Below are 26,823 nucleotides of genomic sequence, written 5' to 3' on the forward strand. Positions count from 1 at the left end.
CACGTCCACCCGGTGCCGCTTCGCGCGTCAGGCGCCGGCCGGGGCCGGTGACAGGGCCACCACGGCCTCGCTGGTGTACGCCAGGAAGGTCAGGGTCTCCTGGAAGTACAGGGTGACGCTCGTCGCGTCGTGCGACAGGTAGCCGATCGACACGTCCTGGCCGAGGCGCAGTTCGAAGTCGCCGCCGCGGGTGGAGAGCAGGAAGGCGCCGTCGATCGCGGGCGCCCAGACGATGTCGCCGTCGAGCAGCCGGGCGAGGTGCTTGATGACCGGGTAGCCGTGATCGGACGTCTCGCTGACGGCCGTGTACGCCTCGGCGCTCAGCGCCAGCGTGTAGGCGCCGTCCACACCGGCCAGGCGCAGGGCCGTCACCGCCTGGCTGATGACGTCCGGGTAGTCGCGCACGTCGGCGGGGAGCGTCAGCTCCGGATTGGAGGAACTCGCCCGCAGTCCGGTGATCCCGGCCGCCGGGTAGCCCTCGAACACGGCCCGGTCCTCGGCGAACGCCAGCCGCCGGGCCGCGTCCTTCACCGGCTGCCAGTCGGCGTCCTTGGCACCCCGGGCGACGTCGTCCACCTGCCGGCGGTCCACGGTGAACGGCACGCGCAGTTCGACCAGCGGCTGGAAGCGGCGGGTGTGCGCGATGACCCCGTCCGCGGGGGTGTCGACGGCGTCCAGGTGGCCGGTGCCCACGCCGGCGAGCGCGACGCCGCCCGGTTCGGGCACGTCGACGATACGGCGGGCCGCGACATGGCGCTTGAAGGTGCGGCGGGCCTCCTCCTCCAGGTCGGCCCACGCGGCATCGGAGACGGGCGCGAGTTCACGGTGCAGATTGTTCATCGGGACATGCTCCGCTTCATGCTGCCGATCCCGAGGGAGGACCCGGAGGATCGGACCTGGCTGTCGGTCGGTGTGACGGCGGCGACGGCCCCGGCGGCCGGCGGCTCGGGGAGGTCTTCGAGGAAGTCCGCGGTGGGTGTGAAGAACAGGGTGCCGGTGACCGCGGTGGAGAAGTCCAGGATCCGGTCGTGCGGTGCCGACTCCGTGCCCAGGAACATCCGCTCCAGCATCGTCTCCGTCACCTCGGGGGTGCGGGCGTAGCCGATGAAGTAGGTGCCGAACTCCCCGCGGCCCGCCGCGCCGAAGGGCATGTTGTCGCGCAGGATCTCGCGTTCGGTGCCGTCGGGGTCGATGACGGTGGTGAGGGCGACGTGCGAGTCGGCCGGTTTGACGTCGTCGGCGAGTTCCACGTCGGACAGCTTGCGCCGGCCGATCACGTGTTCCTGCGCCTCGACCGGCAGGGCCTCCCAGGCCTCCATGTCGTGCAGGTACTTCTGCACGACGACGTAACTGCCGCCCGCGAACGGCGGGTCCTCGTCGCCGACGAGGACGGCCGCGCGCGCCGCGGCGCCCGTCGGGTTCTCCGTGCCGTCCACGAAGCCGAGCAGGTCGCGTTCGTCGAAGTACTTGAAGCCCTGCACCTCGTCCTGGACCGTGACCGCGCCGCGCAGCCGGCTCATGATCTCCGTGGCGAGCGCGAAGCACAGGTCGAGCCGCGCGGCCCGGATGTGGAAGAGCAGGTCGCCGGGGGTGGCCACGGCCCGGTGCACGGGTCCCCGCAGTTCCCGGAAGGGGTGCAGCCCGGCCGGGCGGGGCCCGGTGAACAGGCGGTCCCAGGCGTGCGAGCCGATACTGGTGACACAGCTGAGCCGGCCCTCGGGCTGGGCGCGGAACCCCACGGCGCGTTCCAGTGAGCCGACGTCGGACAGCAGGTCACGGACCGTGGTCTCGCCGCCGCTGTCGATGGTGACCACCAGGAAGATCGCCGCGCTGGTCAGCGGGGACAGGACCAGTTGGGGCACCGGTTCGGGGACGTCTTGGGTCATGCGTGTCATACCCTTCCCAGCCGAGTCGGCGGTGGACGAATGCGTGGACCAGCCACACTCTAGGGCGAAGCCGTGGCCCGCGCGCGACAGATGGCACTGACATGGGCGGACACCTCGTGCGGCCGGTGACATACGTGTGTTCCGGCACATGACGCAACGGGCATGTGTAGGCTGGGCGCCCCCGTCACCCCACCTCCGCGAAGGCAGCCATGCGCATCGGATTCGCACTCCCCCAGTTCCACCGTCAGGCGTTCGAGGTCGCCCGGGTCGCGGAATTCGCGCGGGAGGTGGAGCGGGCCGGTGCCGCGAGCCTCTGGGTCGGCGACCGCAACCTGGCGGCGGTGCGGCCCAGCGTCGGCTACGGCGGGCGGGGCACCACCATTCCGCCGGAGCTCAACCCGGCCGCCGACCCCTTCGTGCTCCTCGGGGTGGCCGCCGCCGCGACCGAACACGTGCTGCTCGGTTCGCATGTGCTCATCGCACCCCTGTATCCGCCCGTGCAGCTGGCGCGGGCGCTGACCACCATCGACCTGATCAGCGGCGGCCGGCTGCTGGCCGGATTCGGCATCGGCTGGTCGCCGGAGGAGTACGAGGCCGCGGGGCGGGACTTCGGCCGGCGCGGCGCCCTGCTGGACGAACTCCTCGACGCGCTCCAAGCCGTGTGGACCGAGGACCCCGCCGAGTACTCCGGGGCCCTGTTGTCGGTGCCCCGGCACCACGCCCCGCTCAAGCCCGCGCGGCTGCCGCGTCCCCCGGTGTATCTGGGCGCGCTCTCCGAGCGGGCGCTGCTCCGGGTCGCGCGGCGCGCGGACGGGTGGCTGCCGCTGTGCGTGGTGCCGGAATACGTGGACACCGACGGCCTGACCGCCCAGCGGGCGCAGCTCGACACGTGGGCGCGTGCCGCCGGGCGGGAGCCGGAGGACATCGACACCGTACTGCGGGTCAACGTCTCCACGGGCACGGGCGTGCGGGCGGTGGCGGAGGCGATCCGCACCGTGCACGACCGGACGGGCATCGAGCACGTCATGGTGGACACCATGTACGAGGTGGACACGGTGGCGGAGTCCCTGGCGTACGCGCGCGAGCTGCTCGCGCTGCTGCCCACCGAGTGACACACGTGACCTCCCGGACGCGGCGGTCCTAGTCATGCGGGGCCGGGGCGGCGACGTCGGCCCGGCCCATGACCCGGAACAGCAGGACCAGGGACGGCAGGATGAGGATGCCCGCGGCGCAGGCGACGCCGACGAGGACGGCGAGGGTGGCGTGCGGTGCCGCCGCGTCCTGGACCGGCAGGTGGGTGCCGAGGAGGTAGGGGTACTGGGAGACGCCCCAGCCGCTGACGATGAGGGCGACGGCCGCCGCCGCGGTCGTGCGCAGGCCGCGGGTCCGCTCGGCGCGCAGCAGGGCCAGGCCGAGTAGGCCGCAGAGCGCCGCGAGCAGGGCGAGCGGCAGCGCGCGGTGGCTGAGCTGGTGGAACAGGCGGGGGGCGTCCGCCCGCAGGACGAAGATCCCCGCGATGCTGACGGCACCGGTGGCGACGCCCGCCGCGAGGGCGCGGTCGCGGAAGTACCGGAACAGGTGCGGGTCCCCGTGCCGGCCGGCCGCCACCGTCAGGTAGGTGGCCGCCAGGTAGGCGCAGGCCAGCACGGCGAGCACACCGCCGAGGGCGCTGGTCGGGTTCAGCCAGCTGGTGACGGGGTCCCCGTCGCCTCGGGCGGGCACCCGCCCGGACGCCAGGGCGCCCGCGATGGAGCCGAAGCAGTAGGGCGTCAGCACCGAGGAGAACGCGAACGCGGCGCCGTACACGCGTTGTTCGGGTGTGCGGATCGAGGCCTTGCGGAAGGCGAAGCCCGCTCCGCGCAGCACGATGCCGAGCGCGGCGATCCCCAGCGGGAGGTACAGCGTCGAGGTCAGCGCGGCGAACGCCGGGGGGAAGCCGCTCCACAGCATGACCAGGCAGTAGATCAGCCAGGTGTGGTTCGCCTCCCAGACGGGGGCGAGGGAGTCGTCGATCAGATGGCGGGGTTCCCGGCCGCGCCCGGCCCCGCCCGCGATCAGGTCCCAGAACCCCGCGCCGAAGTCGGCGCCGCCCAGGACGCAGTAGGCGATCACCCCGATGAAGAGGAACACCGCGACCAGGTCCGCCATGTCAGGACGCCTTTCCCGTGGTGGTCCCGGCGGGGCGTTCGGGACCGTAGGGCACGGACACGGCCTCGTCGCCCTGCTGTCGCCAGCGCCGGGTCATGGACCGCAGCACCCACAGGGCGGCGGCGCCGACGGCCAGGTAGAGCAGGAGGACGGCGCCGAAGAAGGGCCACAGGTCGCCCCGGGTGGCCACCGCGTCCCGGGTCAGCAGGTGGCCGACGACGATCCAGGGCTGGCGGCCGACCTCGGTGACCACCCAGCCGCTCTCCAGGCAGAGGATCGCCACGATCCCGCACACGGCGGCGGACCGCAGGAACCAGCGGTCGGTCGCCAGCGTGTGCCGGCGGCGCCACCACAGCCAGGCGAACCACAGGGCGACGGCGAGCATGAGGAAGGAGGTGCCGACCATGATGTCGAACGCCCAGTGGACGATGTTCGCCTGCGCGTCGGTCGGCCGGACGCCGGCCGGGACGGCCTCCAGTCCCTTGATGGTGGTCGAGGGCTTGAAGCCGGCCAGCAGGGACGCCATGTCGGGGATCTTGATGCCGTAGCGCACCTCGCCGTCGACCAGGACGCCGCCCAGGGTCTCGGGGACGTGGGAGCCGGTGTCGGGCAGCAGTTCGATGGCCGCGAACTTCGCCGGTTCGTCGTCGAAGACCTGCCGGGCGATGGTGTCGCCCACGAGGATCTGCACCGGCAGCGCGCAGGCCGCGGTGACGAACCCGGTGAGGAAGCCGACCCGGTGGTAGCGGTCGCGCCGGCCGCGCAGCATGCCCACCGCGTAGACGCCGCCCACGACGAAGCCGGCGATGATGTACGCCGCGATGAGCATGTGCAGGAACTCCAGCCAGAAGGCGTCGTTGAAGAACACCTCGGCGGGCCGGACGGCGACCACCTTGCCGTGCTCGACGGTGATGCCGCCGGGCTGGTTCATCCAGGCGTTGGCGGCGACGACCGAGGCGGTTCCGCCGACGCCGGCCAGGGAGACGGGCACCCCGGTCCAGAAGTGCGCCCAGGGCGGCATCCGGTCCCAGCCGTAGATGTAGAGGGCCACGAAGATGGCTTCGAGGAAGAAGAACAGGCCCTCGATCGCGAAGGGGAAGCCGAAGGCGGAGCCGTAGTCGCCCATCAGACGGGGCCACAGGATGCCCAGTTCGAAGGAGAGGACGGTCCCGGTGATGGCGCCGACCGCGAACAGCACGGCGGCCACCTTCGACCAGCGGCGGGCGAGCAGCAGCGCCTCGGCGTCCCCCTTGCGCAGACCCCGCCAGTGCGCGATCAGCATGAGGGTGGTCAGGGCGACGCCGAACGGCACGAGGATGATGTGGAACCCGAGGGTGAAGGCCATCTGCTCCCGGGCGGGCAGCAGTTGCGCGGGGTCCGCGGCGGCCAGTGCGGGCAGGTGGGCGAGCGCGCCGGCTGTCGTCATGACCGGTCAGTCCTCCGCGCTGGGCGCGACCCGCACCTTGATGTTCTTCATCAGGGGCTGGTTGCTCTGCTTGCTGTAGTCGCTCGCGGCGACCAGGACGTTCATCTCCGGCATGTATCCGGCGGCGCAGCCCCGGGGCATGCTGTACTCGATCGCCGTGTACCGCTTCAAGTGCCGCTGACTGCCGTCGCGGGCGGTGGCGGTGATGTCGACGAGGCTGTCGGGCTTGATGCCGCGGGCGCGCATGTCGTCGCCGTTCATCAGGATGAGGGTGCGCAGGTTGCTGATGCCGCGGTAGCGGTCGTTGTCGGAGTAGATCGTGGTGTTCCACTGGTCGTGGCTGCGCATGGTCTGGAGGACGAGCACGTCGTCCCGCGGCGGCGCCTCGGGCAGCGGCGCGGCGGAGAACTCGGCGCGGCCGGACGGGGTGAGGAAGACCAGTTCCCGGGCGGGCTGCTTGATGCGGAAGCCGAGCGGGAGCCGCACCCTGCGGTTGAAGTCCTCGAAGCCGTCCAGGACCTTCGCCATGGTGTCGCGGATGCGGTCGTAGTCCTCGACGTACGACTCCCAGGGCGTGCTGCTCTCCGGGAGGGTGGCCCGCGCCATGCCGGCGATGATGGCCGGCTCGGACAGCAGGTGCGGGGAGGCGGGCTTCTTCATGCCGACCGACAGGTGCACCATGCTCATCGAGTCCTCCACGGAGACGGACTGGAGGCCCCGTCGCTGGTGGTCCTTCTCGGTGCGGCCGAGGCAGGGCAGGATCAGCGCCTTCCGGCCGTGCACCAGGTGGCTGCGGTTGAGCTTGGTGCTGACGTGCACGGTGAGTTCGCAGTTGCGCAGCCCCTGGGAGGTGTACGCGGTGTCCGGCGCGGCGAGCACGAAGTTGCCGCCCATGCCGACGAAGACCTTCACCCGGCCCTGGTTCATGGCCTCGATGGTGTCGACCGTGTCCATGCCGTGCTCGCGCGGCGGGTCGATGCGGCAGACGTCGGCGAGCCGGTCCAGGAACTCGGGCCGGGGCCGGTGGTCGATGCCGCAGGTGCGGTTGCCCTGGACGTTGCTGTGCCCGCGCACCGGCGAGGGGCCGGCGCCCTCCCGGCCGAGGTTGCCGCGCAGCAGCAGGACGTTGACGATCTCGCGGACGGTGTCGACGCCGTGTTCGTGCTGGGTGAGGCCGAGGCACCAGCTGATCAGGGTGCGGTCGGAGCGGGAGTAGATCTCGGCGGCCTTGAGGATGTCGGCCCGGGGGAGGCCGGACTGCTCCTCCAGTTCCTCCCAGGAGGTGGCCTCGCACAGCTCACGGTAGGCCTCGAAGCCGTGCGTGTGACGCTCGATGAACTCCTTGTCGAGGGCCTTGGGGTCGCTGCGGCTCTCCTCCAGGACCGCCTTGGCGATGCCCCGCAGCAGGGCCATGTCGCCGCCCGCGCGGACCTGGAGGTTGAGGGTGCTGGTGCGGGTGGCCTTGAACAGGGCCATGTCCGTGAACTCGTGCGGCACGATCGTGCTGGTCGCCGCCGCCTCGACCAGGGGGTTCACATGGACGATCTGGGCGCCCCGCCGGTAGGCCTCGGCGAGCGCGGTGAGCATGCGGGGGGCGTTGGAGGCCGCGTTGACGCCCATGACGAACAGGGCGTCGGCGGTCTCCCAGTCCTTGAGGTCGGCGGTTCCCTTGCCGGTGCCGAGGGCCGCCGTGAGGGCCCGGCCGGAGGCCTCGTGGCACATGTTGGAGCAGTCGGGCAGGTTGTTGGTGCCGAACTCGCGGGCCATCAGCTGGTAGAGGAACGTCGCCTCGTTACTCAGCCGGCCCGAGGTGTAGAAGGCGGCCTCGTCGGGGCTGTTCAGGGCGCGCAGTTCGCGGCCGATCAGGGCGAAGGCGTCCTGCCAGGTGATCGGGACGTACCGGTCGCTCGCCTCGTCGTAGACGAGGGGCTCGGTCAGCCGGCCCTGGTCCTCCAGCGCGAAGTCGGACCACTCGGACAGCTCGGAGACGGTGTGCCGGGCGAAGAAGTCGGCGCCGACCCGCTTGCCGGTCATCTCCCAGGTGACGTGCTTGATGCCGTTCTCGCAGATGTCGAGCTTGAGGCCCTTGGTGTCGTCGGGCCAGGCGCAGCCCGGACAGTCGAAGCCGCCGTTCTCGTGGTTCATCTTGAGGATGGCCCGCGGCCCCTCGAACAGCGCCCGTTCCTTGATCAGCACCCGGCCGACGCTCTTGGCGGCGCCCCAGCCGGCCGCCGGGTGGTGGTAGGAGCGGTGGGACGGCCGCTTGTCACTGGCCGGGCCGTCGCCGCCGGTGGCCGAGCGGCCGACCGCGCCGTCCTGCGGGTTCGGTGTCGGGTCAACATCGGATGCGGTCATGTCGTGCGCTCTCTCTGTCGGAACGGGCCGTGCGTCGGGGGACTCGGCGACGGGGGACGGACTCGGAGACGGGGGGCTTGGAAACGGGGGCTCCGAGACGGAGGCATGGAGACGGGGGCTCGGAGGCGGGGACTTGGAGTCGGGGGGCCGGGCGGATCAGAGCCGCAGCGGGACGGTGGCCGGGCGGGTCGGCGCGCGCAGCCAGGTCGCCGCCAGCGCCGCGGTGACGAGCAGGGCCGGCACGAGCGGGGCTCCGGGGCGCAGCCAGCGGTAGACGGCGCCGTCGACGGCCGCCCCGGCGATCAGCGAGGCCACGATGCCGACACTGCGGGCCTGGAGGCGTCCGCGGGTGGCGAACGCCGTGACGGTGGAGGTGAGCAGGCCCGTCAGATAGGCGGTGGTGACCTCGCCGCCGGCGGTGACCCGGACGCTGCCGTTCTGGCAGCCCATGGCGAGGGCCGTGAGGAACAGCAGCAGGGTGCGAGCCGCGCCGTGCGGCGCCATGTGCCAGCCGAGCCAGCCGCAGACCACCAGCCACAGCAGCAGGGCCTCCAGGAGCAGACCGCCCCGGATGCCCGCGCCGCGCAGCCGGCCCCGGCCCGCCGCCACCAGGCCGCCGGCCGCCGCCCCGACGACATAGCCGAGCAGGGCTACGGCGACGAGGCGGGCGGCGGCCAGGTGGGCGCTGCCCAGGTGCAGGCCGAGGAGGGCGGAGTTCGCCGTGACGACACTGGTGAAGACGCCGTCGAGGGCGAGGAACCCGAAGGCGTTCGCCGCTCCGGCCGCGAGGGTCAGCAGGTGCCGGGTGGCTCCGTTCCGCCCGGGCCAGGGGGACCGGTCGGGGCTCGGCGTGGTCACTTGGCGAGGAACTCCAGCAGGGCGGCGTTGACTTCCTCCGGGTGGGTCCAGGCGATGTTGTGCGGTCCGCCCTCGACCGTCACGAACGTCAGGTCCTTGATCAGCCCGGGCAGTCGCTCGGCGGTGTTCTCGTACGGCAGGATGCGGTCCGCGTCGCCGTGCACCAGCAACGTCGGCACGTCGATCTTCGGCAGGTCCTCACGGAAGTCCGTCAGCCAGGTGTCCACGCACGCGTACGCCGCCCAGGCCGACGCCGACACCGCCACGTTGAAGCTGTTCTGCCACGCCTGGTCGCTGATCCGCGTCCCGGCGTACATGTCGACGTTGTAGAAGTTGTCGAGGAAGTCCTTGAAGTACGCGGGCCGGTCCTTCAGCACGGCCTCCTTGATCCCCTCGAACACCGACCCGTCGACACCCTCGGGATTGTCGTCGGTCTTCAGCAGGAACGGCGGGATCGCGCCCAGCAGCGCCGCCTTCGCCACCCGCTCCGATCCGTACCGGCCCAGGTACCGGGTGACCTCGCCCGTCCCCATGGAGAACCCGACGAGGGCGACGTCCCGCAGGTCCAGGTGCTCCAGCAGCGCCTTCAGGTCCGCCGCGAACGTGTCGTAGTCGTAGCCCACCGTCGGCTGGCTCGACCGGCCGAAGCCCCGCCGGTCGTACGTGATCACGCGGTACCCCGCCTTCAGCAGGACCCGCTCCTGCTTCTCCCACGAGTGCCCGTTGAGCGGGTACCCGTGGATCAGCACCACCGGACGGCCACTGCCGTGATCCTCGTAATACAGCTCGATCGACTCGGAGTTCTCCCGACCCACCGTCACGAATCCCATGGCGCACACCTCTCGTCGGCCTTCTGCTGATGTTGAGCCTTCCAGCGGTACGGCCGTTCCGCATCACATGAACGTGTGAGGCCCGGGACGCGGACGGTGGGCCCGGCCCTCCTCGGCGTGTTCCGGTGCCGGGACGCACCGTCCGCCGGCGGGGGCGGTGAGCGCGGCCGGGACCTTCCGCATCCGGGCCGGCGCCTGCCGGGCAGGCGCCGTCAGGCGTCGGCCGGGTGCGTGGTCAGCAGGTCGTCCAGGCCGATCCGGGTCAGGAACTCACGGCGGATGCGGTCGGCGACCCGGGAGACCTCTTCGGAGCCGTCGTTCGCCGGGTCGATGTGGACCCGGTAGGGGCGCTCGCCGTCGGGCAGGGCCACGATGCGGGCGATCTCGTCGGAGACCAGTGAGGCCTGAGCGCCCTCGGGGGCGAGCGCCGCGAGCTTCTGGGAGACCTGCCGGAGCAGTCCCGGGTACCTGGTCTCGTACTCCGCCTCGACGGCCCCGTCGGCCGGGTGACCGGAGTGGGCGAAGTGGTTGGTGCCGCTGGTGAAGGAGCCGGGCACCACGATCGAGGTCTCGACACCCCAGCGGGCCAGCTCTCCGGCGTAGCTGACCGCGAGCGAGTCCATCGCGGCCTTCGCGGCGAAGTACGGGGCGAGGTAGGGCGGGGTGCCGCCCTTGACGCTGGAGCTGGAGACCCAGACGACCAGGCCCCGGCCGGCCCGGCGCAGGTGCGGCAGCACGGCCCGGTTGACCCGCTGCGTGGACAGCACGTTGATGTCGTAGAGCTGTGCGAGCTGCTCCGGGGTGAAGGCCTCGGCCGGCCCGGTGACCATGTGACCGGCGTTGTGGATGACGACGTCGATGCGGCCGTGCTCCCCGATGATCTGCTCGACCGCCGAGTCGACGGAGTCGTCGGAGTTGACGTCCAGTTCGATGGAGCGCAGGTCGGCCCCGTGCTCCTCGGCGTAGTCGGCGGCGGCCCGGACCTGCGGCGCGTTCCGGCCGGCGGTCTCCCGCATACCGGCGTAGACGGTGTTGCCGGCGTCGGCGAGGGCGCGGGCGGTGAGCGCGCCGAAGCCGCTGGAGGCACCGGTGATGACGACGATCCTGCTCATGGGAATCTCCTTGACCGCGGGTGGACTGCCGGTGGGGTGGGGTGGGCGGAGGCGGGGGGCCGAGAAGAGGGCCGGGTGTCAGGCGATGCCGCCGTTGGCGTAGACGGTCTGGCCGTTGATCCAGCGGGCCGGACCGGCCAGGAAGGCGATGGGCTCGGCGATGTCCTCGGGGGTGCCCAGCCGCTCCAGCGGGGCGGCCTTGGAGAGGTTGTCGAGCGCCGCCTGGTCCTTGCCCTCCAGGAACAGGGGGGTGGCGGTGGGGCCGGGGGCCACCGCGTTCACGGTGATGTCCTTGCCCCGCAGCTCACGGGCGAGCACCAGGGTCATCGCCTCGACCGCTCCCTTGCTCGCGGCGTAGGCGCCGTAGGTGGGGAACTGGAGCCGGGTGAGCGACGAGGAGACGTTGATCAGGGCACCGCCGCGGCGCAGGCGCCGGGCCGCCTGCTGGGAGACGACGAACGTGCCGCGGATGTTGGTGCGGTGCATGCGGTCCAGGTCGTCCAGGTTCAGCGTGGCGATCGGCGACAGGAGCATGATGCCCGCGGTGTTGACCACGACGTCGATGCCGCCGAACTCCGCCTCGACGGCGTCGAAGGCCGCGGCCATGGCGACCTCGTCGGCCACGTCGCCGGCCACCGCGATCGCCCTGCCGCCGCGCGCCTCGACGGCCTTGACCGTCTCGTCGGCCTTGGCCTTGTTGCCGGCGTAGTGCACCGCGAGGGCGAAGCCGTCCTCGGCCAGGCGGTCGACCACGGCCCGGCCGATGCCTCCGGTACCGCCCGTGACCAGCGCGACGCGGGTGTTCGTCTCCGTCATGGTGACCAGTCCTCCATGGGGTGTGGCAACGTGTCCGATCCAGCGGGTACATCACCGATCTCGTCTTTGCGTTATCGACGATAACAGCAGGGCGGAGTGACGGCAACACAATTTTGTGAGCGTCGATAACAGCGCCTCGGCAACACCGACGGCGCCGCGCGTGGCCGACCGATTGACTGTGGGCATGCGACCTGCCCTCACATGCGGCGGGGGTAGCCCAACCGTCACGGACTCAAAGTCATGTCATATGACTGACATGACCTGTGACATGTTCTCCCCTGCGCATGCCTCATCGCCTCCTGGCGCCAAAGAGTGGCAGACCAGGAGGACCGCGGTGCGCACCTTTCAGGCCGGGTGGAAGATTCCCTTGAGGTCGGCGTCGAACAGCCGGTCCTTGGCGATGAAGGACTCGATGCCCGCCTGCTCCAGTTCCTCCGCGGACCAGAACGACTGCTCGGTGGAGGTCAGCACGACCCGGGGCGGGGTGTCCTCTTCGCGCACCATGCGCGCGACGGTCACGCCGTCGTGATCGGGAAGATGCAGGTCCAGCAGCAGTCCGTCCGGCCGGTGCTCGCGCACCGCCGCCAGAGCCGACGCGCCGTCCTCCGACTCCGCGACGACGTTCAGACCGCGCGCCGCCAGCAGCAGCCTGGCGATGCGGCGGAATCCTGGGTCGTCGTCCACGACCACGATGTTGACGGACATGCTCACCAGAATGCCTCGTGCTCCGAGTGCTGAACCATAGGGGCAGCCCCACGTTACCGCTCGGTGCGGGGCGGGGATTCCCACACGGTCGCGACGCACCCGGCCGGGGGGACTCCTGGGGATCTCCCCACCATCGGGGTCCGAGCGTGTGGGGGCGGCTCCATCGCGGCGCCGGGAAACGGCGGCCATCCTGGTACGCGGGACGTACTCCCTCCCCTCCCCCATGGTCCCCGGCCGGCCCGGGACCCTAAAACGGCGGATGCGAGCATGCTGCGAATTCCGAGAGTGTCCTGGCTGTGGGTGGTCTGTGCCCTGGTGGCCCTCTGGCTGACGGTCATCTGCTTCTTCATCTACGAAGGAAGCAGCGCAGCCCCGGCCGACCGGGGGGCGAGGAGTGTCGGCGCGCTGGAGACCGCCGCGACGGCGGCCGTCCGCGCCCGGGACGCCGCCGCCTTCCAGCGACTGTTCGAGCCCGGCAGCGTCGGCCCCCGGTATGCGAGCCAGTACCTCGCCCGGCTCTTCGCCCGTCCGATCACCGGCCTGCGCCTGACGACGGAGCCCTACCAGGACCTCCGGTACCTGGTCCTGCGGGGTGAGCAGGGGAACCGTACGGTCTGCTCGGCCTGGACTATCCAGCGGTACGACGCCCGGAGCGTCCTGAGCGCCGTACCGCCGCTGGCCGATGTGTGCGGTGCGACGGCGTCGGCGGGCGATGTGCGTGGAGTCACCGCGTAGGAAACCGAGGAGCACCGCCCGCGCGGTACGGCCGGCTCGTGGGCGTGCCCTGGTGGTGGGCCGGGTCGGACAGTCCGGCGGACACCCCTCGGGTGCTCACCGAGCAGGGGCCGTGCCGCTCGGGGCGTTACCGCTGACGACCCGGCCCCTGGACCGCGTGCAGAGGACCGGGGAGCCGCCCGCGGGCCTGCGGGTCGAGGAGGCCGGGGACCATGGCGGCGCCGCGGGCCGGGCGGGTACGGCGGTCAGCGCTCGCTGTCGAGCGTCGCCATCTGCGCGGCCGCGTACCGCTCACCGGCCGCCGCGCCCGCGGGCACCGCCTTCTCGATCTCGGCCAGCGTCTCCGCGTCGAGGCGGAGGGCGGCGGAGCCCAGCGACTCCGCCAGCCGCTCCCGGCGCCGGGCGCCCACCAGCGGCACGATGTCCTCGCCCTGTGCGGCCACCCAGGCGATGGCCACCTGGCTGGTGGTGGCCCCGAGGCGCTCGGCCACCCGGTCCAGCGCCTGGACCAGGCGCAGGTTCGCCTCCAGGTTCTCGCCCTGGAAGCGCGGCGAGTGGGCGCGGAAGTCGTTCCCGGCCAACTCGCGCGAGGACGACCAGTGGCCGCTCAGCAGACCGCGGGAGAGCACGCCATACGCCGTCAGGCCGATGCCATGCTCCCGCAGCGTCGGGATGATCGACTCCTCCGGGCCGCGCGAGAGCAGCGAGTACTCGATCTGGAGGTCGCTGATCGGGGCCACGGCGGCGGCGCGCCGGATGGTGTCGGCGCCCACCTCGGACAGCCCGATGTGCCGGATGTAACCGGCCTGACGCATCTCCTCCAGCGCGCCGACCGTCTCCTCCACCGGGATCTGCGGATTGAGGCGGGCCGGACGGTAGATGTCGATGTAATCGGTCTCCAGGCGCCGCAGCGAGTAGGCGAGCCGGTCCTTCACGGCCTCCGGCGACACGTCGTAGGGCACCGGCTGGAAGCTGCCGTCGGGTGCGCGGCGCGAGCCGAACTTGACGCTCAGGACGACGTCCTCGCGTCGCCGTTCGCGCAGGGCACGCGCGATGAGCATCTCGTTCGCGCCCGAGCCGTAGAAGTCACCGGTGTCGATCAGGTTGACTCCCGCGTCGATCGCCGTGTGCAGAGTGGCGATGCTCTCCGCGTCGTCCGCCGGACCGTACAGGTCCGACATGCCCATGGCGCCCAGGCCGATGCTGGAAACCTCGGGGCCCGACAGGCCCAGCTTGCGCCGAGTCACGGTCATGACGGTTCTCCTTGTGCGAGGGGTGAGGTGTGCGGGGGATCGTGTTTGCGGGGGATGGTGGGGGTTCCGATGTGGACGGACAGGGTGATCCGTACCAGGCGCAGCCGAGGTGGACTCGCGCGCCGCGCAGCCTCCACAAGTGGCATCGTCGCGATCGCCGATCACGTATCCGATGCATCGACGATAACGTCAGCATCGATCACGGTCAACCGTTATCATCGATGGCATGACAGCGAGCGAGACGATCCCGCAGCCGCGCGAGCGGATCCTGCGGGCAGCGGCCGACCTGCTGGCCGAAGGCGGACGGGAAGCGGTCTCCACCCGTTCCGTCAGCGCGGCGGCCGGGGTACAGGCCCAGACCATCTACCGGCAGTTCGGTGACATGCAGGGGCTCCTCGACGAGGTCGCCCAGCGGGGCTTCGCCTCCTACCTCGCCGAGAAGCAGGCCAATCTCGCCTCCGGTGACGCGGTCGACCAACTGCGGCACGGCTGGGACCTGCACGTGGCCTTCGGGCTCGCCAACCCGGCCCTCTACCGGCTGCTGTACACCGATCCCCGGCCGGGCGAGGGCGCCACGGTCATGGGCGAGGCCTACGACATCCTGGTGCAGCTCGTCACCCGGGTCGCCGAGGCGGGCCGGCTGCGGATGAGCGTCGAGGCCGCGGCTGCGATGATCCACGCGGCGGGCATCGGCGTGACCGTGACGCTGATCAGCGCGAGCGCCGCCGGGCTGCTCGCCGAGCACGAGGGCCTGTCGGAGAACACGCGGGACGCCGTCCTCGCGGCCCTGATCGCGGACGAGCGGGACACCGGTGCGGCCGAGTCGCGCGCCGAACGCGGTGCCCGGCACGCCGTGGCGCTCAAGGCCCTGCTCGACGAGGAGGACGGCCGGCAGCCCTTCACCCCCGGCGAGCACCTGCTGCTCACGGAATGGCTCACCCGTCTGACCAGCAGGCCGGGCAGCGGCGGCGACTAGGAGGACGACCGCCACCGCCCGCCGCGGAACAGGGCACGGCATCGGACGTCACACATGGCGCCTCCGCGCAGACCGCATGAACGTGTGATGCGGACCGGCGCGCGACCGGGCACTGTCGGCTCATCCACGTTTCGGGGAGGAAGTCGTGTCCGTGTCGCTCACACACCGTTCGGTCCGGTCCGACCACAACGGGCTGGCCCGCATCGGCCGCCGCTGGGGCTGGGTCGCCGTCCTGCTGGTCGGCCTGCTGCTGTTCTGGCTGATCCACTCGGCCCTGATCTCCACGCGCAATCCCAACCTCATCCCCGCTCTGATCTTCTTCGGAGCGGCGCTGGTGCCGTCGGCCTTCGTCGCCTTCGTGGCCGGCCGACGGCTCGACTTCGGCGCCGGCATGGGGGTCGTCGGGGTGACCGCACTGACGGGCGGGGCGATCGGGGTGACCACGGCCGGATTCCTGGAGTACCGGACGCTGTTGCTGATGGACGTCCTGCCCATGGTCGCCGTCGGAGTGATCGAGGAGGCGGCGAAGCTCATCGTCCCGGTGCTGCTGCTCCTGATCATCCGCGACCGGCACCCCGGTGACGGACTGCTGATCGGTGTCGCCTCCGGCGCCGGGTTCGCCGTCTTCGAGACGATGGGCTACGCCTTCGTCGAACTCGTCAACTCCAACGGCGACCTCTCGGCGGTGGACGACCTGCTGGTGTGGCGGGGCCTGCTGAGCCCCGCCGCGCACATGGCCTGGACGGGCCTGACGGCCGCGGCCCTGTGGTCCGCCGCCGCCAACGGGTGGCGCCGCCGCTCGGTGGGGCTGTTCGTGCTGGTCTACGCGGTCGCGGTCACCCTGCACACCCTGTGGGACAGCCTGGACAGTGACCTCGCCTACGGCGTGCTGGCCGCGATCAGCCTGTCCCTGCTGGTGTACGCCACACACCGGCTGGCGGCTCCGGGCCGGGTGGCCGCGTCGGTGCCGGTGCGTGGTCAGCAGCACGCGCTGTAGGAGTTCGTCCGCCGGCCGTGCGCGGGTGTGGCGCCGCCGCAGTGGACGGGGCAGTCGATGGGGTCTGTGAGCATGCGGCGGTCGGTGCCGAAGTCACGCACCGGCCGCCGCGCCGGCCCGCCCGGCGGCCTCGCCGGGCGGCTCAAGGGCGGCGTAGAACACGGAATGGCCCTGCTTGAGGCGCTGGGCAGCGCTGCGGGCGACGAGTCCTTCCAGGGTCGTACGCACCACGGTCGTCTTGACGATCCGGTCCGGGTGGGCCTCGCCGAGGGCCGCAGCGATCTCGGCCGCGGAGGACGGCTCCGACTGCTGCGCGAGGTAGGCACGGATCAGGCCCACCAGGGTCGGCTTGTCCTGCCGTCTCCTCGGGCCCGCCTTCGACGCGGGAGCCTGCTGCATCGGGATACCGCTCTCCAGTGCCTGCTGCATGGTCGCGAGTACGGAGTGATCGTGCTGGAGCGCCAGCAGACGTCCCTGAAGCTGGTCGATCTCGCTCCGGATCCGATCCTGCTCCTGGGCGTTGCGTTCGAGATCGCCTGCCAACTGGGAGCTGTACTGCGTCACCAGCTCCGTCGTACTCGTCTGGGAGTCAGGCATGCCGGGACCCTCCTGGTGGGTGATGTCACTCCGGAGAAGCTGATTCAGCCATGGATTAAAGCATCATGGCGCATACAGACGTCTCATTCAGTCAGGGGAGTCAACCTGTTCGAGTCACCTCTGCGGGAGCGCTAACGCCGCTTGGGCTTCGAGTCATGCCGTCGTCACCTTCGCCGCCGGCCGCCAGGTGGCCGCCGTCAGTCCGCGGGGCAAGGTCGTGCATTCGACAAGAGACCAGTGGCCTGTTACCTTCGAGCCTATAAAGTTCCAGTGGCCTCTTAAGAAGTGCCGGTCACACAGGCGAAGGTGGGTTCAGGTGATGAGCGAAGGCACCGCACACGCGGCGCGTACTCCGCTGGGCGGATCCGGCATCTCGGTGCGGCCCGTCGGGCTCGGGCTGATGGGGATGTCGCAGTTCTACGGCGCGACGGACCCGGATGCCTCGGTCGCCACCATCCGTGACGCGATCGAGGCGGGTGTCGAGCTCTTCGACACCTCGGACTACTACGGGGCGGGCAGCGCCACCCCGGGCCGGCCGGTGGCCGGCTTCGGCCACAACGAGGAACTGCTGGGACGCGCGCTCCAAGGGCGCCGGGACCGGGCGATCGTGGCGACGAAGTTCTCCGCGCGCCCGACCCCCGAGGGCCGCAGCTTCTTCGACGGCCGCCCCGAGTACGTGAAGGCCGCCTGCGAGGCGAGCCTGAAGCGGCTCGGCACGGACCGGATCGACCTGTACTACTACCACCGGCTCGACCCGGCCGTCCCCGTCGAGGACACCGTGGGCGCCATGGCCGAACTGGTCGCCGAGGGCAAGGTCCGGGCGATCGGCCTGAGCGAGGTCGGCCCGGACATCCTGCGGCGGGCCCACGCCGTCCACCCCGTCGCCGCGCTCCAGAGCGAGTACTCGTTGTGGGAGCGCGGCGTCGAGGCCGAAGTGCTGCCGCAGTGCCGCCGCCTGGGCATCACCCTGGTGCCCTACAGCCCGCTGGGCCGCGGCATGCTCACCGGCTCCTTCAGCCGGGGCACCGAGTTCGACCGTGACGACTTCCGCTCCACGCTGCCCAAGTTCCAGGGCGACAACTTCGACCACAACCGGCAGTTGGTCGACGAGTTGGAGGAGTTCGCCGCGAGCACGGGGCACACTGCCGGTCAGGTCGCCCTCGCCTGGCTGCTGGCCCAACACCACGACATCGTCCCGATCCCGGGTTCAAAACGTCTGTCCTACGTCCGAGCGAACCTCGCCGCCACCTCGGTCCGGCTCAGCGCCGACGACGTGGCCCGTCTCGGCGCCCTCTTCGACCCCGCACGGGTCAAGGGTGGCCGGTACGGAGCCCTCAACACGCTTGCGGACGACACCGCGAAGTGACACCCGGTGCGGAACCCCACTCAGGGGCCCGCGGCGTCCTACCTCACCGGCGCCCGCCTCTCGGTCGACGGCGGCTTCCTCATCTGAGCCTCTCCGGCTCCCCCCACCCATCGTCGCCGTCACCCCCGACTCAAACACAGAATTCGAGGCACCACCATGAGCAAGACCTGGCTCGTCACCGGCAGCTCCCGCGGCCTGGGCCGTTCCCTCGCCGAGGCCGTCCTCGCGGCCGGCGGCAACCTGGTCGCCACCGCCCGGCGCACCGAGTCGCTGAACGACCTCGCCGACAAGTACGGCGACAAGGTCCGCCTGGTCACGCTGGACGTGACCGACGCCGAAGCCTCCCGCCGGGCCGTCCAGGCCGCCGTCGACGCCTTCGGCCGCCTGGACGTGGTCGTCAACAACGCCGGTTACGCCGACATGGCCGCCATCGAGGACATGACCGACGAGGCCTTCCGCGACCAGGTGGACACCAACTTCTACGGCGTCGTGAACGTCACCAAGGCTGCCCTGCCCGTCCTGCGCGAGCAGGGCTCCGGCCACATCATCCAGATCTCCTCCGTCGGCGGCCGCGTGGGCGGCCCCGGCCTGGGCGCCTACCAGGCGGCCAAGTGGGCCGTCGGCGGCTTCTCCGAGGTCCTCGCCAAGGAAGTCGCCCCGCTCGGCATCAAGGTGACCGTCGCCGAGCCGGGCGCCATGCGCACCCACTGGGCCGGCTCCTCCATGGCCACCCCGCCGGTCAGCGACCCCTACAAGCCGGTCGTCGAGCCTGCCATCGCCCGCCAGCGGGCCTCGGACGGCAAGCAGAGCGGCGACCCCGCCCGCGTCGCGCGGATCCTGCTGGACATCGTGGAGACCGAGGAACCGCCGCTGCACCTGCTGCTCGGCAAGGACGCCGTCGAGGTCGGCCGGTTCGCGGCCGAGACCCTCGCCGCCTCGGACGCCAAGTGGCGTCACGTGAGCGAGTCCGTGTGATCCGCGGTGACGGACCCTGGCACCCAGGTCCGCCCCCCTGCCGGCGCCGCCCCTCCGGACGGCACCGGCAGGCCATAGGGTGACCGGGAGCGGCGCCAGGGGTGGGCCGCGAACGTTCCCGAGGAAGCGACGATGACAGACGACCGGCCGACCGGCTTCCAGCGCGCCCGCAGTGCCGAGCAGCGCGAGATCCGCAAGCAGACCATCCTCGAAGCCGCCGCAGAACTCCTCACAGAGATGCCCGTCAGCGACATCAGCCTGCGGGAGCTCAGTCGGCGGGTCGGGCTGTCGAAGACGAACGTCGTGCGCTACTTCGAGACCAGGGAAGCGGTCTTCTTCGAGCTCCTCAACCGCGACCTCGCGCGGTGGATCGAGGAGTTGCCCACCGACCTGGCGTCCGCCGGCGCCGCCGGACCGGCATCGCCCCGGGCGGTGACGGACACCCTGGCCCGGTCCCTGGCCCGCCGGACCCTGCTGTGCGAACTGCTCAGCTCGCTGGGCTCCGAACTCGAACGGAACATCTCCGCCGAGTCGGCGCGCGACTTCAAACGAGCCCACGCCCGGCTGCTGGCCGCCCTGGCGGAGCTGCTGCGCCGGCACATCCCCGCGCTGAGCGCCACGGCCGCCCGCGAGCTGGTCTCCCTGACCGTCGTCTGCACGGCCGGGCTGTGGCCCTTCGCGCATCCCTCACCGGCCGTCGCCGAGGCGCAGCAGGACCCGGAACTCGCCGCCACGAAGGTGGACTTCGCCGAGCGACTGGGCCGCACCCTGCACATCGCCGCCATCGGCCTGCTCGACCTGGAAGGGCGGGCCGGCTGAGACAGGGCCACACCGAACGGGCGGACGGGGGCGCCAGGTCCGCCCCCTCGACCGGCCTCGACGGCGTCCGTGTCCGCGGCGGCCGTTCAGCACGGTGGCGAGGGGAGCCCGGGTAGGCGCAGGGTGAAGGTGGAGCCGGCGCCCGGGGTGCTGCGGGCCTCCACCGTGCCGCCGTGTGCCTCGATCAGCTTGCGCACGATCGACAGGCCGAGCCCGCTGCCACCGGTCTGGCGCGAGCGGGACTTCTCGGCCCGCCAGAACCGGTCGAAGACGTGCGGCAGGTCCTCGGGCGCGATCCCCGAGCCCGTGTCGGACACCTCGATGCGGACGCCCGCCGTGGTGGCGGCCCCCGCCGTCCTCCAGGCCCGGGCGGGGGCGGGCAGGTCGCCGGCCGCCTTCAGCAGCACGGTGCCGCCGGGCGGTGTGTGGCGGATGGCGTTCGACACGAGGTTGCCGACCGCCTGCCGCAGCCGTACCGGGTCGGCCGGCACCGTCAGTCCCGGGTCGGCCGCCACGACGAGCCGCACCCCCGCGGCCTCGGCCCGCGGACCGTGGCCCTGAGCCGTCTGGGCGAGGACGTCGGCCACGCTCAACGGCTCTGTGGCGAGGGGCAGTTCACCCGCGTCCGCCGCCGAGAGGTCCCGCAGGTCGTCGATGACGTGCTGGAGCAGCACCGCCTCCTCCAGCACCGAGGCCACCAGCTTCTCGTCCGCCGGGACGATGCCGTCCTCGACCGCCTCCAGCCAGCCGCGGATGTTGCTCAGCGGCGTGCGCAGCTCGTGCGCCACATCGCTCACCATCGCCTTGCGGGCCGACTCCAGTTGCTCGCGCCGCCGTGACATCGCGTTGAACGCGGCCGACAGCCGGGCGATCTCGTCGCGGCCCGCCACCTCGACCCGCGCCGAGACGTCCCCGGCCTCCATCCGCTGTGCGGCCAGGGTGAGCCTGCGCAGCGGCCGGACGAGCCGGACGCCCGCGAGGGCGGTGACCGCGACCGTCACGAGCAGTACGAGCGCCGCGCCCCACGCGATCCGCAGCTTGTTGGGTGCCGACAGGGAGAGGAAGGTGGTGGCGGTCCGGTCGCCGGGGCCGCTGACGTAGAGCTGGGCGGCGGGCGCCACGTACGGCCGCAGTTGCTCCGCGCGCCCGCGCGCGACGCAGTCCCGCACGTCCTTGTCGGGCGGAGGGCCCCAGGGCGTACGGGACTGTGTGCGCACCGTCTGCCAGGAACCGTCGAGCAGCATGTCCACCCCGCCGAGCCCCCGCCGTGCCAGGCAGCTGTCGACCAGGTCGTCGAGGGTGTCGAGTGCCGTGCGCTCGGAGGGCATCGGGTCGTTCAGCGCCGGCTCCTCGCAGCGGGAGTCGACGCGCTGTCCGGCCGGCGTCCGCACGGCGGGCCGGCCGCTGGGGCCGAGCACCACCCGCGCCGCGGTGCCCGCCGCCCGCAGACACGCGACGACTTCCCGGGCCGTACCCAGCAGTCTCGCGCTCTCGGCGTCCGACAGCCGGTACGGGCCGACGGCACGTGGGGCGATCCCGCCGCTGCGCGCCGCGGCCGGCAGCCGTTGCGGATCGACCGACAGCGGGTCGACGACGACGGTCGGCCCGCGGGAGACCACGTACGGGTGGCCGGGCACCGAAGCGGAGTCCGCCAGCGTCCGGTCGCCGTCCCGCAGGACGATCCGGTGCCCGGTCGTCCGCCCCAGCGCGGCCACCGTGGGGCCCACCGCGTCCCAGTTCCGGTGCCGCGCGGCGTAACCGATGAGCACGTCGTACGTCTTGGTGTCCTCGGCGAGGTCCTTGCCCTGCTCCTCGCGGATCGCCACGGCCGTCGTCCGTACGACCACCCACGCGGTGGCCGCGATCGAGCACACCGACACCAGGGCCGCCACGGCGAGCAGGCGCAGGAGCAGGCTGCGCCCCAGGGGCACGGCGAGACCCGGGCCCGCGGACGGGCGGCCGGGGCGGACGTCACCGCTCATGGCGCACGCCCCCGGGCCGGGACGGGCGTTTGTCGTCGGACAGCTTGTAGCCCACCCCGTACACGGTCACCAGGCACTTCGGCCGGCGCGGGTCCTCCTCGATCTTCTTCCGCAGGTTCATGACGTGCACATCGACCGTCCGCGTGGTGATGTACCGGTCGAAGCCGTGCAGCCGCTCCAGGATCTGCGACCGGGTGAACACCTGTCCCGGCCGGCCCGCGAGCACTTCCAGCAGCCGGAACTCGCCCGGGGTGCAGGGTATGTGCGTACCGTGCGCCCAGACCTCGTGCCGGGCCGGGTCGACGGTCACCGGGCCCGCGGTCAGCAGGGCGCCGTCCGGCGTACCGCCCGCCGCGCCGGACACCGTGCCGGACCCCGTCCGGGTGCGCGCGCTGCGCCGCAGCAGCGACCGGATGCGGGCCATCAGCTCGCGTGGGCTGAACGGTTTGGTCAGGTAGTCGTCCGCGCCCAGGTCCAGTCCGAGCAGCAGGTCGTCCTCGGTGGACCGGGCGGTCAGCATCAGCAGGGGCAGCCCTTCGAGGGCGGCCTCCGACCGGATGGTCCGGCAGACGTCGAGCCCGTCCAGCCCGGGCATCATCACGTCGAGCACCAGCAGATCGGGCAGACGCCGGCGGATCTGGTCGAGCGCGGCCCGGCCGTCCTGGACGAGGATCACGTCGTGGCCCTCGTGTTCCAGGTAGCGGCGGATCAGCTCGGCCTGCTTGGCGTCATCCTCGGCGACGACAACATGCGCACACATGTGAGGAGTCTAGGAACGCCCACGGCGTCCTCGGGGCATCTCGCGGACGGGGAAACGGCAGGGCCATCGCTTTCTGACAAACCCCTGACATTCGCTCGGCAGCCTCTGCCGTCATGGACAACCAGACAGACCGGCCGCACCCCGCCGCCGGCACCCCCGGCACGACGCGCGCCCCGCGTCGGACGCGCCGCGTCCGGGCCGCCGTCCTGGCCACCGCCCTCCTGACGGCGGGCGCCGCTCTCACGGCCTGCGGAGGCGCAGGCGGCACCGACAGCGGCCGGAAGGCGTCGGACAGCGGCATCGCGTCGTTGGCGACCCCCTCGGCGCCGGGGGCGACCTCTTCGGCGCAGTCCTCCACGGCCGCCATCGAGGCCAAGCGCCCGCAGCTGCGCCTCGACAGCTCCCAGGAGGAGAGCGACCGGCTCTGGGACGCGTACTGGGCGTGCCTGCAAGCCCACGGCGTCCCCATGAACGACGCGCGGGTGGACCGCCCCGGCGAGCAGGCGCCCCCCGTGGACGACCCGAAGGTCGCGGACCAGTACAAGGCGCAGTACCACGCGTGCCTGTCCAGGATGCCGCTCCAGCCGGTCGAGGAGCGCCCCGAGACCAACCCGCACTACGCGGACGACTACCGCGCCTACGTCGGCTGCCTGAAATCCAAGGGCATGAAGGTCCACGAGGTCTTCGGCGACGACGGGAGCCCTGACGGCTGGACCTACGACAAGGACGTCCCGAAGGACGGCGGCGGACTGCCGAGCGAGAAGATCGACCACGACTGCCGCCTGGAGGCGTTCGGTGGCAAGGGCGAGAACTAGGACCGCCGCACACGTGTCCGCCGACGGCGGCACCCGCGACGGCAGCCGGCTCGCGGTCGCCGACGGTGGCGGCCGGACCGGCGGCAGGATCGCGGTCGCCGTCGCCGTCCTCGCCGTCATCGCGGGCGGGGTCTACGGCGGGACCGCGCTGGAGCGGCACGGGGACGCCGGTCACGTGAAGCCCGCCGGGGTGCCGTCCGCGCAGACCACGGTCATCCGGCGCACCGATCTGTCCGACAGCGAGACACTGCCCGGCACCCTCGGCTACGGCGCGGCGGTCACGGTCAAGGGCGCGGGCAAGGGCCTGATCACCAAGCTGCCGGCGAGCGGATCGACGGTGACCCGGGGCAAGCCCCTGTACTGGGTGGACGACCGGCCGGTCGCGGTCTTCTACGGGGACACCCCGGTGTTCCGCACGCTGGACGAGGCGGCCGTGAAGGCCGGGGCGAGCGGTTCCGACGTGACCGTCCTGGCGGACAACCTGAAGGCCCTCGGCTACGACATCGGGCCCGAGCCACGCCACCCGCGGTCGTCCACCGGTACGGGCAACGCCCCCGGGTCCGTCCTGACGTCGTCGCTCCTCGACGCGCTGAAGCGCTGGCAGCGCGACACGGGCCGGCAGCAGACCGGGACGCTCTCGGTGGGCGAGGTGGTGGTGCTGCCCGGCGCGGTCCGCGTGGGCGCGGTGAAGGCCCAGCTCGGCGACCCGGCGGCGACGGACGTCCTGTCGGTGACGTCCCTGCGGAAGTCGGTGTCGGTGACGGTCGACGCCGGTGACGCGGCCCAGGTCCACCAGGGCGACAAGGTCGTCATCACCCTTCCCGACACCAAGCGGATCGCCGGAAGGGTGGCCTCGGTCGGTACGACGGTGCAGGGCGGCCCGGGTGACGACGCGTCCGACAGCGACACCTCGCCGTCGGTGCGGGTCACCGTGGTGCCGCAGGACAGCGCCGCGGTCGGGAACCTGGACGCGGCATCCGTGCGGGTGACCTTCACGACGGAGACCCGCGAGAACGTCCTCACCGTGCCGGTGGGCGCGCTGCTGGCGCTCCAGGAGGGCGGGTACGCGCTCCAGCGCCCGGGTGGAGAGCTGGTCGCCGTGAAGACGGGACTGTTCGCGAAGGGCCGGGTGGAGGTCTCGGGCGCCGGGATCGACGCGGGGCAGCGGGTGGTGACGGCCTCGTGAGAGCCCCCGGCAGGCACCGCGAGGGCGGTCGCCGCGAGCACGGTCACCACGAGGACGCGGGGTACGGCACCACCGCGCAGCCGGCGACGGCCCCGGCACCCGCCGCCGGCGACACGCTCCCCGTGCGCGCGGGCGACGACACGCCGACCCTGCGTGCCGTACCCGCCGCGGCCGGACCCGCCGAGCCGTCGCCCGTGCTGCGGCTCAGGAACGCGACCAAGGCGTATCCCGGCGGTGTGACCGCGCTCGACGACGTGTCGCTGACCATCCACGAGGGCGAGCTGCTCGCCATCGTCGGCCCTTCCGGCTCCGGCAAGTCCACGCTGCTGAACATCATGGGGACGCTCGACCTGCCCACCCGCGGCACCGTGGAGATCGCGGGACAGGACACGGCGTCCCTGGGCGACCGGCGGCTGTCCGCACTGCGCGGACAGCGGCTCGGCTTCGTCTTCCAGCAGTTCCACCTGACGGACGGGCTGACCGCGGCGGAGAACGTCGCCACCAGCCTGCTGTACGCGGGGGTGCCGCGCAGGCGGCGCACCCCGCTCGCGCTCGCCGCGCTGGAACGGGTCGGGCTTGGCCACCGGGTCGGGCATCTGCCGCACCAGCTGTCCGGTGGCGAACGGCAGCGCGTCGCGATCGCCCGCGCGCTGGTGGGCGAGCCGGCTCTGGTGCTCGCGGACGAGCCGACGGGCGCATTGGACTCCGCCAACGGCCAGGCCGTTCTCGACCTGCTCGTCCGGCTGAACAGAGAGGGCACCACCATCGCCGTGATCACGCACGACGGGAACATCGCGGCGCGGCTGCCACGCCGGGTGGAGATGCGCGACGGACGGATCGTCAGGGACACGGGACCGCGCCGCGGCCCGGCGGCGGACCGGGGCACCGGCTCCGCACCGTCGGCCGGGTCCGCCGCGTCCGGACGGTCCGCGGACCCCGCCGCCGGCCCGGCCCGGGGAGGCGGCCGGTGAGCGCCGCGGACCCGGCTCCGGGGCGGCGGCCGGTGAGCGCCGCCCCGCGCGGAAGGCTCGTCCGTCCGGCCCGGCAGAGCCCGTCCGACGTGGTGCGGCTCGGGCTGATCGGCATCCGCACCCGCAGGCTGCGTGCCGCGCTGTCCGCGCTCGGCATCTCCATCGGCGTCGCGACCCTCGTCCTCGTGACGGGGATCCCGGCGTCCAGCCAGCGGGCGCTGAACGAGCGGCTGTCCGCGCTCGGCACGAACATGCTCCGGGCGGTCCCGCAGCCCGACCAGGACCCTCCGGTGGTACTGCCCGCGTCCGCCGACAGGACGGCCGCCCGCATCGGTCCGGTCACGGCGACCAGCGAGGTCGCCAACACCCATCGGCTCGTGCACCGTTCGGACCGGACCGACCCCGGCGACGGGCTCGGCCTCACGGTCCTGGCGAGCGGCGACGGCCTGCTGTCGGTGGTGAACGGCCGGGTCCGCGCGGGGAAGTTCCTCGACGCCGCGACCGACCGGCTGCCGACGGCGGTCCTCGGCTACGAGGCGGCGGCCCGCCTCGGCGTGACCACCCTGGCACCGGGCCGGGAGGCACCGCAGATCCTCGTCGGGACGAAGTGGTTCACGGTCATCGGCATCCTCGACCCGCTGCCGCTCGCACCGGACCTGGACCGCTCGGTGCTGGTCGGCTGGGAGGCGGCGCGCAGGACCCTCGCGTTCGACGGGCATCCGACCGTGGTCTACGTGAAGGCGCGCGAGGACGCCGTCGAGGCGGTCTCGTCCGTGCTGCCGGCCACGCTGTACCCGGAACTGCCGGGTCTGGTGCAGGTCAGCCGCCCTTCGGACGCCCTGGCGGCGAAGCGGGCGACCAACAGCGCCTTCTCGTCGCTGTTCCTGGGCCTCGCCGGGGTGGCGCTGCTCGTGGGCGGGATCGGCGTGGCGAACACCATGTACATCTCGGTGCTGGAACGCCGCAAGGAGATCGGCCTGCGGCGCGCGCTCGGCGCCAACCGGGGGCAGATCAGGGGTCAGTTCCTCACCGAGTCGGTGGTGCTGTCCCTGCTCGGCGGGGTCGCGGGCACGGTGACCGGGGTGCTGGCCACCGCCGGTTACGCCGTCCACGAGGGCTGGCGGCCCGTCGTCCCGCTCACCGTGCTCGGCACGGGTGTCGGCGGTGCCGTGGTCATCGGGGTGCTGGCGGGCGTGTACCCGTCGATCCGTGCGGCGCGGCTCACACCGACCGAGGCACTCGCCACGGCATGACA

The 26,823-nt window shown here is 72.3% G+C and carries 25 protein-coding genes; 11 read left to right on the forward strand and 14 right to left on the reverse strand.

Translation table 11 applies throughout. From position 1 onward, the window contains the following. Positions 1-27: 27 nt before the first annotated feature. Positions 28-840 (reverse strand): family 1 encapsulin nanocompartment shell protein, encoded by an 813-nt coding sequence (locus tag AQJ11_RS40745; RefSeq protein WP_014669186.1) that lies wholly within the window; start codon positions 838-840, stop codon positions 28-30. Beyond that, entirely contained in the window at positions 837-1,886 is a 1,050-nt protein-coding gene (locus tag AQJ11_RS40750; protein ID WP_014669185.1) for a Dyp-type peroxidase, read from the reverse strand. The genes AQJ11_RS40745 and AQJ11_RS40750 overlap by 4 nt, the downstream gene beginning before the upstream one ends. Before the next feature lie 209 nt (positions 1,887-2,095). Between AQJ11_RS40750 and AQJ11_RS40755 the strand changes: the two genes are divergently transcribed. Further along, positions 2,096-2,998, forward strand: coding sequence for a TIGR03619 family F420-dependent LLM class oxidoreductase (locus tag AQJ11_RS40755; protein WP_059266782.1), 903 nt, complete (start codon positions 2,096-2,098; stop codon positions 2,996-2,998). A 28-nt stretch (positions 2,999-3,026) separates the two neighbouring features. On the opposite strand, the gene AQJ11_RS40760 is transcribed toward AQJ11_RS40755, so the two are convergent. The 8 genes from AQJ11_RS40760 to AQJ11_RS40795 form a co-directional block, all read right to left on the reverse strand. After that, on the reverse strand, positions 3,027-4,034 hold the full coding sequence (locus tag AQJ11_RS40760; RefSeq protein ID WP_059266783.1) for a cytochrome d ubiquinol oxidase subunit II: 1,008 nt from the start codon (positions 4,032-4,034) through the stop codon (positions 3,027-3,029). Position 4,035: 1 nt separating this feature from the next. Then, positions 4,036-5,460: a cytochrome ubiquinol oxidase subunit I gene (locus AQJ11_RS40765; RefSeq protein ID WP_059266784.1), complete on the reverse strand. Its 1,425-nt coding sequence runs from the start codon at positions 5,458-5,460 to the stop codon at positions 4,036-4,038. A 6-nt stretch (positions 5,461-5,466) separates the two neighbouring features. Next, positions 5,467-7,815, reverse strand: coding sequence for an FdhF/YdeP family oxidoreductase (locus AQJ11_RS40770; RefSeq protein WP_059266785.1), 2,349 nt, complete (start codon positions 7,813-7,815; stop codon positions 5,467-5,469). A 156-nt stretch (positions 7,816-7,971) separates the two neighbouring features. Beyond that, a complete protein-coding gene (locus tag AQJ11_RS40775) occupies positions 7,972-8,673 on the reverse strand; it encodes a DUF1275 family protein (RefSeq protein WP_059266786.1) in 702 nt (233 codons plus the stop codon). Next, a complete protein-coding gene (locus tag AQJ11_RS40780; protein ID WP_041664785.1) occupies positions 8,670-9,503 on the reverse strand; it encodes an alpha/beta fold hydrolase in 834 nt (277 codons plus the stop codon). The genes AQJ11_RS40775 and AQJ11_RS40780 overlap by 4 nt, the downstream gene beginning before the upstream one ends. A gap of 212 nt (positions 9,504-9,715) precedes the next feature. Then, entirely contained in the window at positions 9,716-10,615 is a 900-nt protein-coding gene (locus AQJ11_RS40785) for an SDR family NAD(P)-dependent oxidoreductase (protein WP_014669177.1), read from the reverse strand. A gap of 78 nt (positions 10,616-10,693) precedes the next feature. Then, complete coding sequence (locus AQJ11_RS40790) at positions 10,694-11,431, reverse strand: SDR family oxidoreductase (protein WP_059266787.1); 738 nt, start codon at positions 11,429-11,431, stop codon at positions 10,694-10,696. A 345-nt stretch (positions 11,432-11,776) separates the two neighbouring features. Continuing rightward, a complete protein-coding gene (locus AQJ11_RS40795) occupies positions 11,777-12,136 on the reverse strand; it encodes a response regulator transcription factor (protein ID WP_059266788.1) in 360 nt (119 codons plus the stop codon). Positions 12,137-12,403: 267 nt separating this feature from the next. Here AQJ11_RS40795 and AQJ11_RS40800 point away from each other — a divergent pair, with 267 nt between their 5' ends. Beyond that, positions 12,404-12,871, forward strand: a complete 468-nt coding sequence (locus AQJ11_RS40800; RefSeq protein ID WP_244218615.1) for a hypothetical protein — start codon at positions 12,404-12,406, stop codon at positions 12,869-12,871. 245 nt (positions 12,872-13,116) lie between these two features. Here AQJ11_RS40800 and AQJ11_RS40805 read toward each other — a convergent pair whose 3' ends face one another. After that, positions 13,117-14,124: an aldo/keto reductase gene (locus tag AQJ11_RS40805; protein WP_059266790.1), complete on the reverse strand. Its 1,008-nt coding sequence runs from the start codon at positions 14,122-14,124 to the stop codon at positions 13,117-13,119. A 226-nt stretch (positions 14,125-14,350) separates the two neighbouring features. On the opposite strand from AQJ11_RS40805, the gene AQJ11_RS40810 reads away from it, so the two are divergent. Both AQJ11_RS40810 and AQJ11_RS40815 read left to right on the forward strand, forming a co-directional pair. Beyond that, the gene (locus tag AQJ11_RS40810; RefSeq protein WP_014669172.1) at positions 14,351-15,100 is read left to right on the forward strand and encodes a TetR/AcrR family transcriptional regulator; all 750 of its coding nucleotides are present in this window, start codon (positions 14,351-14,353) and stop codon (positions 15,098-15,100) included. 151 nt (positions 15,101-15,251) lie between these two features. Further along, a complete protein-coding gene (locus AQJ11_RS40815) occupies positions 15,252-16,097 on the forward strand; it encodes a PrsW family intramembrane metalloprotease (RefSeq protein ID WP_059266828.1) in 846 nt (281 codons plus the stop codon). 93 nt (positions 16,098-16,190) lie between these two features. Here the strand turns inward: AQJ11_RS40815 and AQJ11_RS40820 are convergent, their stop codons facing one another. Continuing rightward, positions 16,191-16,694: a hypothetical protein gene (locus AQJ11_RS40820; RefSeq protein WP_059266791.1), complete on the reverse strand. Its 504-nt coding sequence runs from the start codon at positions 16,692-16,694 to the stop codon at positions 16,191-16,193. Positions 16,695-17,010: 316 nt separating this feature from the next. On the opposite strand from AQJ11_RS40820, the gene AQJ11_RS40825 reads away from it, so the two are divergent. The 3 genes from AQJ11_RS40825 (at position 17,011) to AQJ11_RS40835 (ending at position 19,854) form a co-directional block, all read left to right on the forward strand. Then, the gene (locus AQJ11_RS40825; RefSeq protein WP_059266792.1) at positions 17,011-18,060 is read left to right on the forward strand and encodes an aldo/keto reductase; all 1,050 of its coding nucleotides are present in this window, start codon (positions 17,011-17,013) and stop codon (positions 18,058-18,060) included. A gap of 156 nt (positions 18,061-18,216) precedes the next feature. Beyond that, positions 18,217-19,035, forward strand: a complete 819-nt coding sequence (locus tag AQJ11_RS40830; RefSeq protein ID WP_059266793.1) for an oxidoreductase — start codon at positions 18,217-18,219, stop codon at positions 19,033-19,035. 132 nt (positions 19,036-19,167) lie between these two features. Next, complete coding sequence (locus AQJ11_RS40835) at positions 19,168-19,854, forward strand: TetR/AcrR family transcriptional regulator (RefSeq protein ID WP_014669167.1); 687 nt, start codon at positions 19,168-19,170, stop codon at positions 19,852-19,854. A gap of 86 nt (positions 19,855-19,940) precedes the next feature. Here AQJ11_RS40835 and AQJ11_RS40840 read toward each other — a convergent pair whose 3' ends face one another. Both AQJ11_RS40840 and AQJ11_RS40845 read right to left on the reverse strand, forming a co-directional pair. After that, entirely contained in the window at positions 19,941-21,836 is a 1,896-nt protein-coding gene (locus AQJ11_RS40840; RefSeq protein ID WP_059266794.1) for a sensor histidine kinase, read from the reverse strand. Next, a complete protein-coding gene (locus AQJ11_RS40845) occupies positions 21,826-22,596 on the reverse strand; it encodes a response regulator transcription factor (RefSeq protein WP_014669165.1) in 771 nt (256 codons plus the stop codon). Before AQJ11_RS40845 ends, AQJ11_RS40840 begins: the two co-directional genes overlap by 11 nt. A gap of 113 nt (positions 22,597-22,709) precedes the next feature. Here AQJ11_RS40845 and AQJ11_RS40850 point away from each other — a divergent pair, with 113 nt between their 5' ends. From AQJ11_RS40850 to AQJ11_RS40865, 4 genes are read left to right on the forward strand one after another with little or no spacing between them, the layout of a single operon-like run. Next, positions 22,710-23,411 (forward strand): hypothetical protein, encoded by a 702-nt coding sequence (locus AQJ11_RS40850; RefSeq protein WP_059266795.1) that lies wholly within the window; start codon positions 22,710-22,712, stop codon positions 23,409-23,411. A 13-nt stretch (positions 23,412-23,424) separates the two neighbouring features. Further along, positions 23,425-24,597 (forward strand): efflux RND transporter periplasmic adaptor subunit, encoded by a 1,173-nt coding sequence (locus AQJ11_RS40855; protein WP_059266796.1) that lies wholly within the window; start codon positions 23,425-23,427, stop codon positions 24,595-24,597. After that, on the forward strand, positions 24,594-25,568 hold the full coding sequence (locus AQJ11_RS40860; protein ID WP_059266797.1) for an ABC transporter ATP-binding protein: 975 nt from the start codon (positions 24,594-24,596) through the stop codon (positions 25,566-25,568). The genes AQJ11_RS40855 and AQJ11_RS40860 overlap by 4 nt, the downstream gene beginning before the upstream one ends. Next, on the forward strand, positions 25,565-26,821 hold the full coding sequence (locus AQJ11_RS40865) for an ABC transporter permease (RefSeq protein WP_059266798.1): 1,257 nt from the start codon (positions 25,565-25,567) through the stop codon (positions 26,819-26,821). Before AQJ11_RS40860 ends, AQJ11_RS40865 begins: the two co-directional genes overlap by 4 nt. Positions 26,822-26,823 lie beyond the last annotated feature (2 nt).

The sequence above is a fragment of the Streptomyces corchorusii genome (genome assembly GCF_001514055.1).
GTDB classification, from domain to species: domain Bacteria; phylum Actinomycetota; class Actinomycetes; order Streptomycetales; family Streptomycetaceae; genus Streptomyces; species Streptomyces olivaceoviridis.

What these genes read in the sequence shown, in the direction of transcription:
- AQJ11_RS40795 (WP_059266788.1), bottom strand. Translation starts at nt 12,136, where the DNA reads ATGTCCGTCAACATCGTGGTCGTGGACGACGACCCAGGATTCCGCCGC.
- AQJ11_RS40845 (WP_014669165.1), bottom strand. Translation starts at nt 22,596, where the DNA reads ATGTGTGCGCATGTTGTCGTCGCCGAGGATGACGCCAAGCAGGCCGAG.
- AQJ11_RS40830 (WP_059266793.1), top strand. Translation starts at nt 18,217, where the DNA reads ATGAGCAAGACCTGGCTCGTCACCGGCAGCTCCCGCGGCCTGGGCCGT.
- AQJ11_RS40750 (WP_014669185.1), bottom strand. Translation starts at nt 1,886, where the DNA reads ATGACCCAAGACGTCCCCGAACCGGTGCCCCAACTGGTCCTGTCCCCG.
- AQJ11_RS40790 (WP_059266787.1), bottom strand. Translation starts at nt 11,431, where the DNA reads ATGACGGAGACGAACACCCGCGTCGCGCTGGTCACGGGCGGTACCGGA.
- AQJ11_RS40800 (WP_244218615.1), top strand. Translation starts at nt 12,404, where the DNA reads ATGCTGCGAATTCCGAGAGTGTCCTGGCTGTGGGTGGTCTGTGCCCTG.
- AQJ11_RS40755 (WP_059266782.1), top strand. Translation starts at nt 2,096, where the DNA reads ATGCGCATCGGATTCGCACTCCCCCAGTTCCACCGTCAGGCGTTCGAG.
- AQJ11_RS40770 (WP_059266785.1), bottom strand. Translation starts at nt 7,815, where the DNA reads ATGACCGCATCCGATGTTGACCCGACACCGAACCCGCAGGACGGCGCG.
- AQJ11_RS40785 (WP_014669177.1), bottom strand. Translation starts at nt 10,615, where the DNA reads ATGAGCAGGATCGTCGTCATCACCGGTGCCTCCAGCGGCTTCGGCGCG.
- AQJ11_RS40745 (WP_014669186.1), bottom strand. Translation starts at nt 840, where the DNA reads ATGAACAATCTGCACCGTGAACTCGCGCCCGTCTCCGATGCCGCGTGG.
- AQJ11_RS40835 (WP_014669167.1), top strand. Translation starts at nt 19,168, where the DNA reads ATGACAGACGACCGGCCGACCGGCTTCCAGCGCGCCCGCAGTGCCGAG.
- AQJ11_RS40850 (WP_059266795.1), top strand. Translation starts at nt 22,710, where the DNA reads ATGGACAACCAGACAGACCGGCCGCACCCCGCCGCCGGCACCCCCGGC.
- AQJ11_RS40765 (WP_059266784.1), bottom strand. Translation starts at nt 5,460, where the DNA reads ATGACGACAGCCGGCGCGCTCGCCCACCTGCCCGCACTGGCCGCCGCG.
- AQJ11_RS40760 (WP_059266783.1), bottom strand. Translation starts at nt 4,034, where the DNA reads ATGGCGGACCTGGTCGCGGTGTTCCTCTTCATCGGGGTGATCGCCTAC.
- AQJ11_RS40780 (WP_041664785.1), bottom strand. Translation starts at nt 9,503, where the DNA reads ATGGGATTCGTGACGGTGGGTCGGGAGAACTCCGAGTCGATCGAGCTG.
- AQJ11_RS40810 (WP_014669172.1), top strand. Translation starts at nt 14,351, where the DNA reads ATGACAGCGAGCGAGACGATCCCGCAGCCGCGCGAGCGGATCCTGCGG.
- AQJ11_RS40805 (WP_059266790.1), bottom strand. Translation starts at nt 14,124, where the DNA reads ATGACCGTGACTCGGCGCAAGCTGGGCCTGTCGGGCCCCGAGGTTTCC.
- AQJ11_RS40820 (WP_059266791.1), bottom strand. Translation starts at nt 16,694, where the DNA reads ATGCCTGACTCCCAGACGAGTACGACGGAGCTGGTGACGCAGTACAGC.
- AQJ11_RS40840 (WP_059266794.1), bottom strand. Translation starts at nt 21,836, where the DNA reads ATGAGCGGTGACGTCCGCCCCGGCCGCCCGTCCGCGGGCCCGGGTCTC.